This window comes from Nocardioides lacusdianchii (assembly GCF_020102855.1).
Lineage (GTDB): Bacteria > Actinomycetota > Actinomycetes > Propionibacteriales > Nocardioidaceae > Nocardioides > Nocardioides lacusdianchii.
The window spans coordinates 48978-63638 of the sequence record NZ_JADHZD010000010.1 but is presented as its reverse complement, the minus strand read 5'-3'; the positions used below and the strand labels follow the sequence as shown (position 1 = coordinate 63638).

At 73.0% G+C, this 14661-nt stretch carries 16 protein-coding genes and 1 tRNA gene; 14 read left to right on the top strand and 3 right to left on the bottom strand.

Translation table 11 applies throughout. The features are described from left to right. Positions 1 to 10: 10 nt before the first annotated feature. Positions 11 to 607: a 5-formyltetrahydrofolate cyclo-ligase gene (locus IRX98_RS14900; protein WP_224278035.1), complete on the bottom strand. Its 597-nt coding sequence runs from the start codon at positions 605 to 607 to the stop codon at positions 11 to 13. A 22-nt stretch (positions 608 to 629) separates the two neighbouring features. Between IRX98_RS14900 and IRX98_RS14895 the strand changes: the two genes are divergently transcribed. The 9 genes from IRX98_RS14895 to IRX98_RS14855 all read left to right on the top strand — a co-directional run bounded on the left by IRX98_RS14895 (position 630) and on the right by IRX98_RS14855 (position 7509). After that, positions 630 to 2033 (top strand): UTP--glucose-1-phosphate uridylyltransferase, encoded by a 1404-nt coding sequence (locus IRX98_RS14895; RefSeq protein ID WP_224278033.1) that lies wholly within the window; start codon positions 630 to 632, stop codon positions 2031 to 2033. Beyond that, positions 2026 to 3255 carry a molybdotransferase-like divisome protein Glp gene (gene glp, locus IRX98_RS14890; protein ID WP_224278030.1) on the top strand — a complete coding sequence of 410 codons (1230 nt, stop codon included), beginning with the start codon at positions 2026 to 2028 and terminating at the stop codon, positions 3253 to 3255. Before IRX98_RS14895 ends, glp begins: the two co-directional genes overlap by 8 nt. Further along, positions 3255 to 3722 carry a cyclic pyranopterin monophosphate synthase MoaC gene (gene moaC, locus IRX98_RS14885; protein WP_224278028.1) on the top strand — a complete coding sequence of 156 codons (468 nt, stop codon included), beginning with the start codon at positions 3255 to 3257 and terminating at the stop codon, positions 3720 to 3722. The genes glp and moaC overlap by 1 nt, the downstream gene beginning before the upstream one ends. A gap of 13 nt (positions 3723 to 3735) precedes the next feature. Beyond that, entirely contained in the window at positions 3736 to 4212 is a 477-nt protein-coding gene (locus IRX98_RS14880; RefSeq protein WP_224278026.1) for a MogA/MoaB family molybdenum cofactor biosynthesis protein, read from the top strand. Positions 4213 to 4256: 44 nt separating this feature from the next. Then, positions 4257 to 4817 carry a GNAT family N-acetyltransferase gene (locus tag IRX98_RS14875; protein WP_224278024.1) on the top strand — a complete coding sequence of 187 codons (561 nt, stop codon included), beginning with the start codon at positions 4257 to 4259 and terminating at the stop codon, positions 4815 to 4817. Positions 4818 to 4877: 60 nt separating this feature from the next. Next, complete coding sequence (gene sepX / locus IRX98_RS14870; protein WP_224278022.1) at positions 4878 to 5762, top strand: divisome protein SepX/GlpR; 885 nt, start codon at positions 4878 to 4880, stop codon at positions 5760 to 5762. Positions 5763 to 5843: 81 nt separating this feature from the next. Then, a tRNA-Ala gene (locus tag IRX98_RS14865) sits at positions 5844 to 5919 on the top strand. A gap of 247 nt (positions 5920 to 6166) precedes the next feature. Then, a complete protein-coding gene (locus IRX98_RS14860) occupies positions 6167 to 6598 on the top strand; it encodes a response regulator (RefSeq protein WP_224278020.1) in 432 nt (143 codons plus the stop codon). Positions 6599 to 6897: 299 nt separating this feature from the next. After that, entirely contained in the window at positions 6898 to 7509 is a 612-nt protein-coding gene (locus IRX98_RS14855) for a hypothetical protein (protein ID WP_224278019.1), read from the top strand. Positions 7510 to 7526: 17 nt separating this feature from the next. Here IRX98_RS14855 and IRX98_RS14850 read toward each other — a convergent pair whose 3' ends face one another. After that, complete coding sequence (locus IRX98_RS14850; RefSeq protein ID WP_224278018.1) at positions 7527 to 7781, bottom strand: hypothetical protein; 255 nt, start codon at positions 7779 to 7781, stop codon at positions 7527 to 7529. A gap of 149 nt (positions 7782 to 7930) precedes the next feature. Continuing rightward, a complete protein-coding gene (locus IRX98_RS14845) occupies positions 7931 to 9511 on the bottom strand; it encodes a dolichyl-phosphate-mannose--protein mannosyltransferase (protein WP_224278017.1) in 1581 nt (526 codons plus the stop codon). Positions 9512 to 9599: 88 nt separating this feature from the next. On the opposite strand from IRX98_RS14845, the gene rsmI reads away from it, so the two are divergent. The 5 genes from rsmI (at position 9600) to IRX98_RS14815 (ending at position 14624) form a co-directional block, all read left to right on the top strand. Then, complete coding sequence (gene rsmI / locus IRX98_RS14840; RefSeq protein ID WP_224278016.1) at positions 9600 to 10430, top strand: 16S rRNA (cytidine(1402)-2'-O)-methyltransferase; 831 nt, start codon at positions 9600 to 9602, stop codon at positions 10428 to 10430. After that, the gene (locus tag IRX98_RS14835) at positions 10417 to 11331 is read left to right on the top strand and encodes a TatD family hydrolase (RefSeq protein WP_224278015.1); all 915 of its coding nucleotides are present in this window, start codon (positions 10417 to 10419) and stop codon (positions 11329 to 11331) included. The genes rsmI and IRX98_RS14835 overlap by 14 nt, the downstream gene beginning before the upstream one ends. Before the next feature lie 357 nt (positions 11332 to 11688). Next, the gene (locus IRX98_RS23150) at positions 11689 to 12753 is read left to right on the top strand and encodes a resuscitation-promoting factor (protein ID WP_308045109.1); all 1065 of its coding nucleotides are present in this window, start codon (positions 11689 to 11691) and stop codon (positions 12751 to 12753) included. A 75-nt stretch (positions 12754 to 12828) separates the two neighbouring features. Beyond that, positions 12829 to 13728, top strand: coding sequence for a 16S rRNA (adenine(1518)-N(6)/adenine(1519)-N(6))-dimethyltransferase RsmA (rsmA, locus tag IRX98_RS14820; RefSeq protein WP_224278014.1), 900 nt, complete (start codon positions 12829 to 12831; stop codon positions 13726 to 13728). Next, positions 13725 to 14624, top strand: coding sequence for a 4-(cytidine 5'-diphospho)-2-C-methyl-D-erythritol kinase (locus IRX98_RS14815; protein WP_224278013.1), 900 nt, complete (start codon positions 13725 to 13727; stop codon positions 14622 to 14624). The genes rsmA and IRX98_RS14815 overlap by 4 nt, the downstream gene beginning before the upstream one ends. The last annotated feature ends 37 nt before the right edge of the window (positions 14625 to 14661 follow it).

Below are 14661 nucleotides of genomic sequence, written 5' to 3'. Positions count from 1 at the left end.
TGAGGAATCCCTAAGACAGGACCGCGACCCCCGCCCCCGTCAGCGCGAACCCCACCGCCACGTCGTGGGGGTCGGTGGGCACGGGGAGCCCGACCTCGTCGTCGTGGAGCACGACGGCCACGGGCGTCCCGGCAGGCACCCGCGCCAGCGCCCGGTCGTACGACCCGCCGCCGCGCCCGAGGCGCTCGCCGGTGGGGGAGACCGCCAGGCCGGGGACGAGGACGACGTCGGCGGTGCGGACGGCGTCGACGCCGAGCCGCGGTCCGGAGGGCTCGAGGAGCCCGCGCGTCGCTGCGGCGAGCGAGCCCGGTCCGGCGTACGCCGCCCAGTCGAGGTCGTTGTCCGGCAGCAGCACCGGGACGACCACCCGCTTGCCGGCCGCGACGAGTGCGTCGAGCAGGAGGCCGGTGCCGGGTTCGCTGCCGACCGAGACGTACGCCGCCACGGTGGCCGCCGAGCGCACCGCGTCCCAACCCAGCGCGACCTGCGCGAGGGCGGCCGCGTGCTCCGCGCCGGCGTCGAGCGGGCGCCGTCGCCGGGCCGCCAGCACCTGGTCGCGCAGCGCGCCCTTGGCGATCGTCGCGTCGCCCCAGTCGTGCACGTCCACGTGAGCAGCCTACGATCGAACCATGGCAAGCAAGGGCAACGGCCGCGGCCTCGACCTGGCGCGCGAGAAGATGCGCAGCGCAGGCGTCGACGAGGTCGCGATCGACACGTTCGCGCACTACTACCGTCTCCTCGAGCACGGCGAGACCGGCATGATCGCCGAGGACTCGATCGAGCCGCTCGACATGGAGGCGCTCGACGACGTCGAGGTCGCCGACGACGTGGCCGCGGAGGCGATCCGCAAGACGGCCGTCATCAAGCTCAACGGCGGGCTCGGCACGTCGATGGGCATGGACCGCGCGAAGTCGCTGCTGTGCGTGCGCCGCGGCCTGAGCTTCCTCGACATCATCGCCCGCCAGGTGCTGCACCTGCGCCAGCAGTACGACGCGACGCTGCCGCTGATGTTCATGAACTCCTTCCGCACCTCGGCCGACACGATGGCCGCCCTGGCCCGCTACGACGAGCTGCCGGTCGAGGGCCTGCCGCTGGAGTTCCTCCAGAACAAGGAGCCCAAGCTCCTCGAGGCCGACCTGATGCCGGCCGCCTACCCCAAGTCACCCGACCTCGAGTGGTGCCCGCCGGGCCACGGCGACCTCTACACCGCGCTGCGCGGCACCGGGCTGCTCGCGCAGCTGCTCGACGCCGGCTACCGCTACGCCTTCGTCTCCAACTCCGACAACCTCGGCGCCGTGCCCGACGCGCGCGTCGCCGGCTGGTTCGCCGCGAGCGGGGCGCCCTTCGCGATCGAGGCGGTGCGGCGTACGCCCTCGGACCGCAAGGGCGGTCACTTCGCCCGCCGCAAGGAGGACGGGCGCATCGTGCTGCGCGAGTCGGCGCAGACCCTGGACGCCGACAAGGAGGCGCTGGCCGACCTCGGGCGCCACCGCTTCTCCTCCACCAACAACCTGTGGTTCGACCTCCGGGCGATGACCGAGGCGCTCGACGCTCGCGGCGGCATCCTGGGCCTTCCCCTGATCCGCAACGTGAAGAACCTCGACCCGGCCGACCCCGGCACCCCGAAGGTGATCCAGATCGAGACGGCGATGGGTGCCGCGATCGAGGTCTTCGAGGGGGCCCGCACGATCGAGGTGGGTCGCGACCGCTTCGTGCCGGTGAAGACGACCGACGACCTGCTGGTGCTGCGCTCCGACGTCTACGACCTCGGCAAGGACTTCGTGCTCGACCAGGGAGGAGACAAGGTGCCCTACGTCGCGCTCGACGGCGACTTCTACAAGCTGGTCGGCGACTTCGACAAGCGGTTCCCGGAGGGGGCCCCGTCGCTGCGCGAGGCCGACTCGTTCACCGTCGAGGGCGACTGGACCTTCGGCCGCGGGGTGAAGGTCGTCGGGGAGGTGGCCCTCAACGCGACGTCGGCCAAGCGCGTCGAGGGCGGCACCGTCCTCGACGAGCAGGAGAAGCATGGCTGACCTGCTGCCCGTGGCGGACTACGTCGAGCGCATCCTCGCCACGGTCTCGCCGCTGCAGGCGTTCCCGCAGCCGCTGATGGAGGCCCTCGGCCTCGCGCTGGCCGAGGACGTCGTCGCCCCGATCTCGCTGCCGAGCTTCGACAACTCTGCGATGGACGGTTACGCCGTGGTCGCCGAGGACGTCGCCGGCGCGAGCGAGGACGCCCCCGTCACGCTGCCCGTCGTCGGCGAGATCGGTGCCGGACAGTCCTCGATCCTGGCGATGTCGCCGGGCACCGCGGTCAAGATCATGACGGGCGCCCCGGTCCCGGCCGGTGCCACCACGGTCGTGCCCTACGAGTGGACCGACCGCGGCGTCGCGAGCGTGCGCATCAGCCGGGCGGCTCGGCCCGGCCAGCACATCCGCCCCACCGGCGACGACATCACCGAGGGCGACATGCTGCTCGAGGAGGGCACGGTCCTGGGCCCGCGCCACCTCGGCATGCTCGCGGCGGTCGGTCGCGCCACCGTGCGCACCCGCCCGCGCCCGCGGGTCGTGGTGATCTCCACCGGCTCCGAGCTGCGTGACCCCGGAACCCCGCTGGGCCACGACTCGATCTACGACGGCAACTCCTACCTCCTCGCCGCCGCCGCCCGTGCGGCCGGCGCGATCGCCTACCGCGTCGGCATCGTGCCCGACGAGTCGCACGCCTTCACCGAGGCGCTCGGCGACCAGCTCGTGCGCGCCGACATCGTGGTGACCAGCGGCGGCGTCAGCGAGGGCGACTTCGACGTCGTCAAGGAGTCGCTGTCCCAGCACGGCACGATGTGGTTCGGCGGGGTCGGCATGCAGCCGGGCAAGCCGCAGGGCTTCGGCACGATCGGCGAGGACGACACCCCGGTCTTCACCCTGCCGGGCAACCCGGTCTCGTCCTACGTCTCCTTCGAGATGTTCGTGCTGCCCGCGATCCGCCGGATGATGGGCAAGCTGCCCTACGTCCGCCCGACGGCCCGTGCGCGCCTGACCCACGGCCTGTCCTCGCCGGACGGCAAGGTGCAGCTGGTCCGCGGCCTCCACGAGACCGACCGCGGCGGCACCTTCGTCTCGCCGGTCGGCGGTCACGGCTCGCACCTGCTCGGCGACCTCGCGACGGCCAACTGCCTCATCGAGGTCCCGGCCGACGTCACCGCCGTCACGGCCGGCGAGATGGTGGCGATCCGCAAGCTCGACGAGGAGTTCTGATGGACCGCCTGACACACGTGGACGAGTCCGGTGCCGCACGGATGGTCGACGTCGGCGACAAGCCCGTCACGGCGCGTACGGCGTCCGCGACCGGTCGCGTCCTGGTCAGCGCCACCGTCGTGGAGCTGCTCCGCGGCGAGGGCGTGCCGAAGGGCGACGCGCTCGCGGTGGCCCGCATCGCCGGGATCATGGGCGCCAAGAAGACCCCCGAGCTGATCCCGCTGTGCCACCCGCTGGCGATCTCCGGCGTCACCGTCGACCTGGCGGTCGGCGACGACTCGGTCGACATCACCGCGACCGTCCGCACCACCGACCGCACCGGCGTCGAGATGGAGGCGCTGACCGCCGTGTCGGTCGCAGCCCTCACCGTCGTCGACATGGTGAAGGCGGTCGACAAGGCCGCGGTCATCACCGACATCCGCGTCGAGACCAAGTCCGGTGGCCGGTCGGGCCCATGGAAGCGGTGACACAGTGGGCGCGATGAGTCTGAGCGCGGGCGTCGTCGTGGCGTCGAACCGGGCCGCGGCGGGCGTCTACGCCGACGAGACCGGGCCGTTGATCGTTGACTGGCTGCGCGCGCAGGGCTTCGACTGCGCCGACCCCGCTGTGGTGCCCGACGGCGACCCGGTGCGCGAGGCGATCTCCGCCGCGGTCGAGGCCGGCGCCCGCGTCGTGCTCACCACCGGCGGCACCGGGCTGACGCCCACCGACCGCACCCCGGAGGCGACCGCGCCGCTGCTCGAGCGCGAGGTGCCCGGCATCGCCGAGGCGATCCGCGCCGCCGGGGTCGCCAAGGGCGTGCCGACCGCGATGCTCTCGCGCGGCCTCGCCGGCATCGTCGGGGACTGCCTCGTCATCAACCTCCCCGGGTCGCGCGGGGGAGTGAAGGACGGCCTCGGCGTCCTCGAGCCCGTGCTGCGCCACGCGGTCGAGCAAGTAGTCGGGAGCGACCACTGACCACGTCACCAGGTTGGCCCGCCCGGCTCGAGTCCGAGGGGGTCGTGGTCCGCTCCCTGCGTCGTTCCGACGCCGACGAGTGGCAGGCCGTGCGCACCCGCAACCACGACTGGCTGCGCCCGTGGGACGCGACGGTCCCGCCCGGAGCGGCACCGCGCCCGTCGTCGTACAAGATCGTCACGCGCTCGCTGCTGCGCCAGGCCAAGGACGGGCTGTGCCTGCCCTTCGTCGTCGAGGTGGGTGGCCGCTTCGTCGGCCAGGTCACCGTGAGCAACGTGGCCCGTGGGTCGGCCCAGTGGGGCTCGATCGGCTACTGGGTCGCCGCGGACGTCGCCGGACGCGGTGTCGCGCCGCGCGCGGTCGCGATGGTGATCGACCACTGCCTCGGTCCGGTGGGGCTGCACCGCCTCGAGATCTGCGTGCGCCCGGAGAACACCAACTCGCTGCGGGTGGTCGAGAAGCTCGGCCTCGAGCAGGTCGGCTACGCGCCGCGCTTCCTGCACATCGACGGCGCCTGGCGCGACCACCGGATCTTCGCGATCACCGCGGAGGAGGCGCCGGAGGGCGTCGTGGCCCGGCTCTCGGCACACCAGTCACATCAGTAGTTCTGCGACACACCACTTGACATCCGCCCCGCTCGGGTCCTGCGCTCCTACGCTCGGGCCGTGGACCTGAGCGCTCTCATCTTCGTCGCCCTTGCCGTGGCGTGGGCCGTCTACCTGATCCCCAAGGCCCTCAAGCACCACGACGAGGTCGTGCGCAGCAGGTCGGTCGAGAAGTTCTCCCACAGGATGCGCGTCCTCGCGCGCCGCGAGCCGGTCGACCGACGCAACGCACGCCTCGTGGTCTCGCCGATCCGCGCCGCGCTGCGCCCGCCGGTCGAAACCAAGGCCCGCGTCTCGACGCCCGTCGTCGCGTCCCCGGCCGCCCCTCCGGCTGCCCCCGTCGCCCGGCGTACGCCGCCGCTGGCCGAGCGCGCCTCCGCGCGACGCGCCGCCCGCCGTCGCCGCAACGTCCTGGCGCTGCTCGTGCTCGCCAACGCCGTCGTCATCGGCCTCGCCGCCACGGCGGTCATCACCTGGTGGTGGGTCGCCGCCCCGGTCACCCTGCTCCTGGCCTGGCTGGTCGCCTGCCGCGTCTCGGTGCGCGCCGAGCGTCGCCAGCGCACCCCCCGCTCGGCCATCGAGATCGGCCTGCCGCCGCAGGACGACGACTTCGACCTCACCGGCGAGATGCCGGTGACGCCGCCGCAGCCGCGCGCCCCCGCCGTCCCCTCGCGCGTCGACGAGACCCCGGCCCATGAGGTCCCGGCCGTCGTCACCGAGCCCGCGCCGGTCCTCGGTGGGTGGGACATGGTGCCGACCACGCTGCCGACCTACGTCGGCAAGCCGGCCGCCCAGCGGCGTACGGTCTCCACGATCGACCTCGACTCCACCGGCGTGTGGTCGAGCGGCCACTCCGACTCCGACTCGGCCATCGCCCGCTCCGCCGAGGAGTCCGCCCGGACCGCGCGCGAGGCCGACGAGGCCCGCCGCGCCAGCGGCGCCTGAGCCGGGATCCACGGCACGCGCGGGGCGATTCGGTCGCCCCCGCAGCGCTCGTGTATCTTTGCGACGCGCCGTGAGGCGCATGGGGCTGTGGCGCAGTTGGTAGCGCGTCTCGTTCGCAATGAGAAGGTCAGGGGTTCGAATCCCCTCAGCTCCACCACCAACGGAACGCCCCTCACCTGCAGCAACCGGTGAGGGGCGTTCTGCGTACGCCGGAGCGGGACACTTTCAGGTCGCAATCTTGCGAAAACCCGTGGGCGCAGCACGTGCCGGTGCTTCACTACGGGGCTTGGCCGACATCGTGCGGCGACCCGGGTGGTCGACGAGGGGCAGGTCGGTCAGGCGGTGCCGAGTGCAGCGGTGGCTCGTCATCGGTCCTCAACCTCGAGCAAGGTAGGCGAGCAGGTATGCCCCCACAGTCCGGTAGCGCTGCTCCGGCACCCCAGCTGCGGTTCCTGGTCGTCGACGACTACGAGGACATCCGCGACGTGTTCTCGCGCTTCGTCGAGCGCGCCGGGCATCTCGCACGCACCGCGAACGATGGCCAGCACGCGGTGGAGATCCTGCAGCAGGAGTCGTTCGACGTGATGTTGCTCGACCTCACGATGCCCCGGTTGGACGGGGCCGGAGTGGTGCGGTGGCTGTCGGCCCACCCCGGGGTGGCGCCGTCGATGCGCATCGTGATGGTGACCGCGTGGGCCGTCGAGAACGACGACCTGCTGAAGGACCTGGGTGTGGGGACCGTGCTGCGCAAACCCGTGAGACTGAAGGATCTCGACCTCCTGATCGAGCAGGCCGTCCGGGACCGGCTTGCTGAGGACTGCCCGATGTCGCGCTGATCGGTGGACCCCCGACGCCCAGTCCGTCATCCGGTCCAGACCAGCTGAAGCTTTTCTCCGCGAGTGCGTAACACCCGGCGTCGTCCCAACGCTGTACGTCATGAAGCGGCCGCGTTCCGCGGGGCCGCCCGTCGCAACCCGTGCTCCGAGCTCCCGCCGGTGCACGGTTCCCCCCAGGAGGCGACGGGCGGCCCCAAACGCACCCGCAGCGGCGCGACCCTCCCCCCGTGGGTCGCGCCGCTGCTTCGCTTCCCGGGCCTGCCGCCCACGGGCGCCGACCGCGGCGCTACCGTCGGGGCGTGAGCGAGCTCCAGCGCATCTTCACGGTGAGCGTGCAGGCGTCGACGAAGGACGTCGAGCGGCTGCGCGCCCGGCTGGGATCGTCGGTCCGCGTCCTCACCGCGCCGACCGTGGAGGCCAGGCGCGTCGTCGAGGCGCTCGGACGTGAGCCGGTCCCGGAGGTGCTCCTGGCGCCGGTTCGCTTCCCCGACGTCGACCGTGGCCACCGTCTCGACGAGCTCGTACGCCGCCATGCCGTGGAGGACCGCTACCGCGACCTCGTGGTCGTGGCCGACCCCGCGACGCTGACGCTGCTGCTGCGCGTCCTGGCGCCCGACCAGCTCCCCGAGTCCGGTCCCGTGACCGAGGTCGGGCTGCCGCGCGCACCCCGCCCCGTGCCGCTCGGGAAGGCCGCCGCCGGCGGCGTCGGGCTCGCGGTCGTGGCGGGCGTGCTGTCGCCGGTCCTCGCGCCGTGGGTCCTGCCGGCGCTCGTGGCGCTCGCCGGGCTGGCGTTCCTCGTCGTGCCCGGTCGGCGCTACGTCGGCCAGGCGCTGCTGATCGCGACGGCCGTGTCCGTCGTGGTCACGCTGATGGCCATCGCGGGGTCCGCGCGGTTCCCCGGCGCCTGGTGACGGCAGCCGGGCGGGGCTCAGCCCTTGCGGGGGCCGAACAGCAGGCGGCGTCCCTTGGCGCTTCGCGGCTGCGGGACCACGGGCTGAGCCGGCGCGGGCCACCACTCGAGGCTCGGGTAACCGGCGCGGTTGAAGCCCTCGCGGTAGACGAAGTTGTCGCCGCACGAGCACACCCAGCGCTCGCCGACCTCGTGCCCCCCGGGGGTGGGTGCACCCTCGGTCTGCAAGCACACGTGGATCATCGTGGGGTCCATCTCAACGCTCCCTCCCATGGCGTCGACCCCGGAGACCGGGGTTGGTCCATCGTCCTCGTGTGCGGGAGGAATGAAAACTGCCAACTGTGCAATGCGCTCGATCTTGACAGAACCTCGGTGGAACCCGTGGGTTTGGCCGCTCGTGGACCGGACCGCTGCGCGGGGTGTCAGATCCAGCGCTGGAACCAGATCCGGGCATCCCACTCCGACTTGGTCAGCAGGGCGTCGGTCCAGATCGGCCAGAACCAGGCGAAGGCGATCAGTGCCAGGACGGTGTAGCTCCCGGCCACGACCACCCCGAACGTACGCCGTGGGGTCGGCACGTCCGAGGTCCCGATCAGGTGCCCCATCGCCAGCGCGAGCGACAGCACGAGGAAGGGCAGGCAGGTGATGGCGTAGAAGAAGAAGATCGGCCGGTCGTCGTAGAGGAACCACGGCAGCCACGTGCTCGCCAGGCCGACGACGGCGACGCCGTGGCGCCAGTCGCGGGCCCCCACCCAGAGCAGGAGCGACGCAATCATCGCCAGGCACCCGCCCCACCAGATCACCGGGTTGCCGATCAGCAGCACCTGCCGGATGCAGGACGAGTCGGACGGCGCCTCGCACCCCTGCGTCCCCGGCCGGATGTCGGTCTGCGCGTCGACCCCCACCGGCCGTCCCATCACCAGCCACGTCGACGGCTTGGAGGCGTAGACGTGGGTCGAGTCGTCGAGGAAGTGGCTGTGGAAGGTGTAGACGTCCTGGTGGTAGCTCCACAGCGAGCGCAGGGACTGGCGCACCTCGCCCAGGCCCTCGGCGTCGGGCTCGCTCGCGGTCGGCCACTGCTCCCCGCCGCCGTAGGAGGTGTACTGCGTGTTGCTGAACGCTTCCTCGTAGGCCTCGGCGTTCATCAGCCAGCCCGTCCAGGACGCGACGTACGTCGCCAGGGCGATCCCGACCAGCGCGACGAAGGCCGGCAGCCCGTCGAGGAACACCGAGCGCAGTAGGGGGCGGCGCTGGCCGAAGGCGCGGCGGGCGCCGGCGCTCCACAGCCAGGCCAGCAGGCCGAAGGCGGCCAGCGTGTAGGCGGCCGACCACTTCGTGCCGCACGCCAGGCCGAAGGCGACACCGCCGAGCAGCAGCCACGGACGCCACAGGCCCAGTGCCCGCGAGTGCCGTCCCGAGGCCAGGCGCTCGCGCAGCCACTGCCGGTCGGCCACGACGCAGTGCACGCCGCACAGCAGGAAGAAGGCGAGGAAGATGTCGAGCAGCGCGAGGCGCGAGAGCACGAGCTGGAGCCCGTCGACCGACAGCAGCAGCCCGGCGACGAGGCCGAGCACCGTCGAGCCGGTCACGCGGCGTACCAAGCGGCACATCACCAGCACCATCAGCGCGCCGACCAGCGCCGAGGCGAAGCGCCACCCCGACGGCTCCATCCCGAAGAGCTCGATGCCGCCTGCGATCAGCCACTTGCCGACCTCGGGGTGGACGATCATCGACGGGCCGTCCTGCCACAGCCCGGTCACGTCGCCGTTGAGGATCGTCTTGTCCGCGTCCTCGACGTAGCCGCGGACGTAGCCGTGGTTGAGCAGCGACCAGGCGTCCTTGGCGTAGTAGGTCTCGTCGAAGGAGAAGGCGTGGGGCGTGCCGAGGTGCCAGCGCCGCAGGAAGAAGGCCAGGCTCGCCAGGCAGACCGCCCCGACCCAGCCGAGGAGCGGATCCTCCGAGCGCCAGCGCGGACGATTCCGCTCGGCGGCACTCAGGGTCACGCCGGAACTCTAACCAGAGGTGCGGAGGTGAGCGGACGACCGCGTGCTCCTCCGCCGGCGACGAGGAGCACCTGACATGATCGGGCGCATGTCTGGCGTCCTGGTCCTCGCGGGCACCCCGATCGGCCAGGCGGGTGACGCGCCGCCGCGGCTGGCGGCCGAGCTCGCCGGTGCCGACGTCGTCGCCGCGGAAGACACCCGGCGCCTCAAGCGCCTGTGCGCCGACCTCGACATCACGCTCTCGGGACGGGTCGTCTCCTACTTCGAGGGCAACGAGCAGGCCCGCACGCCCGTCCTGCTGGAGGCGCTGCTGGCCGGCGAGCGCGTGGTGCTGGTGACCGACGCCGGCATGCCCAGCGTCTCCGACCCGGGCTACCGGCTGGTGGCCGCCGCGGTCGAGCACGACGTACGCGTCACCGCCGTGCCCGGCCCGAGCGCGGTGCTCACCGCGCTGGCCGTCAGCGGCCTGCCGGTCGACCGCTTCTGCTTCGAGGGCTTCCTGCCCCGCAAGGCCGGCGAGCGTGGCCGACGACTCGCGGCGCTGGCCGCCGAGGAGCGGACGATGGTCTTCTTCGAGGCGCCGCACCGCACCGAGGCCGCGCTCGTCGCGATGGCCGAGGCGCTCGGCGACGACCGGCCCGCCGCGGTGTGCCGCGAGCTCACCAAGACCTACGAGGAAGTACGCCGCGGCCCGCTCGCCGAGCTCGCTGCCTGGGCCGCCGACGGCATCCGCGGCGAGGTGACCATCGTGGTCCAGGGCTCCAGTGGCGCCCCTGCCGTGGGCACCGACCCCGGCTCGCTGCGTACGGCCGTCGCGGAGCTCGAGGAGTCCGGCTCGACGCGCAAGGAGGCGATCGCCGAGGTCGCCAAGCGCGCCGGGCTGCCCAAGCGGGAGGTGTACGACGTTGTCCACCGCTGACCAGGGGCCCACCCGCAGCCGCGCCGCGACGGAGGAGACGTCCGGCGCCCGCCGCGACCGCGAGCGCCCGCCCGCACCCGACCCGCTGCCGCACCCGGTGGTCGACAACCACTGCCACCTCGACATCGCCGACGGCGACTGGATCTCCACCGCGGAGGCCATCGATGCGGCCGCGGCCGTCGGGGTGCCGCGGATCGTGCAGATCGGCTGCGACCTGCCCGGCGCGCGCTGGGCGGTGGCCGCGGCTGCCGAGCACGACGCGCTCGTGGCCGGCGTCGCGCTGCACCCCAACGAGGCGCCGCGCCTGGCCGCCACAGGTGAGCTCGACGCGGCGATCGAGGAGATCGAGCGGCTCGCCACCGCCCACGACAAGGTCCGTGCCGTCGGCGAGACCGGGCTCGACCGCTTCCGCCACGCGCAGAGCGGCACCGGCGAGGAGGGGTGGGCCGCGCAGGAGGAGAGCTTCCGCCGCCACATCGACCTGGCCAAGCGGCTCGACAAGACCCTCGTCATCCACGACCGCGAGGCCCACGACGACGTGCTGCGCGTCCTCGACGAGGAGGGTGCTCCCGAGCGCTGGGTGATGCACTGCTTCTCCGGCGACGACGCCTTCGCGCGCCGCTGCCTCGACCGGGGCGCGCACCTCAGCTTCGCCGGGACCGTCACCTTCAAGAACGCCGCGCCCTTGCGCAACGCGCTCGCGGTCACGCCGCGCGACCGGGTGCTGGTGGAGACCGACGCGCCCTACCTCACGCCCACGCCGCACCGCGGCCGGCCCAACGCGTCCTACCTCGTCCCGCTCACCGTGCGGGCGATGGCCGACGTCCTCGGCGCCGACCTCGAGGAGCTCTGCCGGGCCATCGACGCCAACACCGAGACCGCCTTCGGGGGCTCCTGGTAGGTCGCGCCGAAGGCGCTGCGGGAGGGTCCGTGGTGACCGGAGTCTCGTGCGAATTCCGGCGTTCGAATTTGCGTCCGGGCCAGTCGTCGTTATCGTCTTGTGATTGTTGGCCGGGATCGGGAGTGATTTCGGCGGCACGCGTTGGACCGGGTCGGGCCGGTCCTGCGAGACCCCCGCTCGCACGTCGTACGGCTCCACGGCACCGCCGTGGTCGCTGCGCAGCCGCAGGTGGTGGAGTGCTGCCGCCCGAGGCCCGGGGAGTACGACGTTCGGAGAATCGTGCGCTCTCGTCTCGCGCAGCTCAGCAGGTCCCGCCTCAACTCACGTGTAGTCCTGGCGACCCTCGTGGCGGTCGTCGTGGCAGCCGTCGCAGGCACCACGGTCGGCTACGCCGCCCTCAGCAAGGACGTGACCCTCACCCTCGACGGGGAGACCCGCCAGGTCAGCGCCATCGGTGACACCGTCGCCGACGTGCTCGCGGCCGAGGGCATCGAGGTCACGGACAAGGACCTGGTCGCCCCTCCGGCGGACGAGTCGGTCTCCGACGGGACGGCCATCGCCGTCCAGTTCGGCCGCCCGCTCGAGCTCGCCGTCGACGGCGAGACCTTCACCTACTGGGTGAACTCCACCAACCTCGCGAGCGCGCTCGGCGAGATCGGCCGCCGCTTCGACGGCGCCGACCTGTCCGCCAGCCGCAGCTCCTCGATCGGACGCAGCGGCCTCACGCTCGAGGTCGTCACGCCCAAGGTCGTGCACCTCAAGCTCGGCGCCAAGGACCTGCGCAAGCGCACGGTCACCGCGATGACGGTGGCCGACGTGCTGGAGTCCATGGACTTCGAGGTCGACCAGCACGACAAGGTGACGCCCCCGCTGCGCACCGAGATCAACGACGGCGACAAGGTCGTCGTCACCGACATCCGCATCGCGACCCGCAAGGTGCAGCGCGAGGTCGTGGACGCCCCCGTCGTTCAGCGCGAGGACTCCTCGATGCTCGAGGGCGAGGAGGAGGTCGTCCAGGCCGGCCGTGACGGCGTACGCGCCGTGACCTACCGCCTGCGCTACGTCGACGGGAAGCTCGTGGCCCGCAAGGTCGTGCAGGCCTCGGTCCGCGTGAAGCCCGTGCCGACGATCGTGGCAATCGGCACCAAGGAGGAGCCCACCAGCAACTTCGCCAGCGGCGGCACGGTGTGGGACTCCCTCGCCCAGTGCGAGTCCGGCGGCAACTGGGCCATCAACACCGGCAACGGCTACTACGGCGGCCTGCAGTTCAGCCTCAGCACCTGGCGCGCCTACGGCGGCCCCGGCTACCCGCACCAGCAGTCGCGCGAGACGCAGATCGCCATCGCCGAGAAGCTCCGCGCCGCGACCGGCGGCTACGGCTCGTGGCCCGGCTGCTCCGCGAAGCTCGGCCTGCCCCGCTGACGGTCCCATCGGTGGTCGAGTAGCTCGCGAGCGCAGCGAGCGGCGTATCGAGACCCCCCACTAGGCTTGCCCACCATGACCACGAACCCGGCCGGCCCGAGGCTCCTCGGGCCGGTCGAGGTGCGTCAGCTCGCCGCCGAGCTCGACCTGCGCCCCACCAAGCAGCGCGGGCAGAACTTCGTCATCGACGCCAACACCGTGCGCCGGATCGTCCGCGAGTCCGGCGTCACCGGCGACGACGTCGTGGTCGAGGTCGGCCCGGGCCTCGGCTCCCTGACGCTGGCGCTGCTCGAGGTCGCCCGACGCGTGATCGCCATCGAGCTCGACCCGCTGCTCGCCGAGCGGCTGCCGGCCACGATCGCGGCGTACGCCCCTGCGCAGGCCGACCGCTTCGAGGTCGTGCTGGCCGACGCGATGCGCGTCGAGGAGCTGCCCGGTCCCGCTCCGACCGCGCTGGTCGCCAACCTCCCCTACAACGTGTCCGTCCCGGTGCTCCTCCACCTGCTGACCCTGCTGCCGTCGCTGGAGCGGGGCCTGGTCATGGTGCAGGCCGAGGTGGCCGACCGGCTGGCCGCCGGCCCCGGGTCGAAGACCTACGGCGTGCCGAGCGTGAAGGCGGCGTGGTTCGCCGACGTACGCCGTGCGGGTGCGATCGGGCGCAACGTCTTCTGGCCGGCCCCCAACGTCGACTCCGGTCTGGTCGCCTGGACCCGTCGTGAGCCGCCGCGGACCACCGCGTCCCGCGAGGCGGTCTTCGCCGTCGTCGACGCCGCCTTCGCCCAGCGCCGCAAGCAGGTCCGGGCCGCGCTGCGCGGGGTCGCCGGCTCGGCCGAGGTCGCGACCGCCGCCCTCGAGTCCGCCGGCGTGGACCCGACGGCCCGCGGCGAGGTGCTGACCGTCGAGGACTTCGCCCGGATCGCCGAGGGGCTCGCCGCGCACGGCGTGCACCCCTCGCGACCCTCCGGACCCGCATGAGCATCACGGTCCGCGCGGCGGCCAAGATCAACCTCCACCTCGGGGTCGGTCGCGCCCGCGAGGACGGCTTCCACCCGCTGGACACCGTCTACCAGGCGATCGGGATCCACGACGACCTCACGCTGTCGGGCGCCGACGGGCTCTCGCTCGTCACGCACGTCGCCGACCACATCGACCCTGCCGCCGTGCCAGACGGCCCGGACAACATCGTGCTCCGCGCCGCCCGGCTGCTCGCCGAGCACGCCGGCCGCGAGGCCGCGGGCGCCTTCGAGGTGCGCAAGGACATCCCGGTCGCCGGGGGCATGGCCGGCGGGTCCGCCGACGCCGCCGCGGCACTGGTCGCGTGCGACCGGTGGTGGGACCTGCGCACCTCCGACGACGACCTGCTCGCCCTGGCGGCGCAGCTCGGCAGCGACATCCCCTTCTCCCTCGTGGGGGGTACGGCGCGGGGTGTGGGCCGCGGCGAGCTCGTCTCGCCCGTCGAGGACCCCGCCTCCTGGTGGTGGGTCGCGGTCCCGGCGACCGAGGGCCTCTCGACGCCCGCGGTCTACCGCCACTTCGACGCCCTGCACCCCGACGCCCCCGAGGCTCCCGCGTCCGCCGAGCCGCTGCTCGCGGCGCTGGCGACAGGGGAGCCGCTGCGGCTGGCCCGCGCGCTCCACAACGACCTCCAGGAGCCGGCGATCGACCTGCGCCCCGAGCTCGGCGACCTGATCGCCCGCGGCGAGGCCGAGGGCGCGCTGCGCGGGCTGGTCAGCGGTTCCGGGCCGACGGTCGTCTTCCTCTGCGACTCCGCCGACGGTGCCCGCGAGACCGCGGTCGGGCTCGCCGGCGCCGGCCACGACGTCGTGCTGACCGCCACCGGACCGGTCGCCGGCGCGCACGTGCTCGCCTGACGCGTACGCCCGACGTCAGCGCCGGCTGGATTGAAGC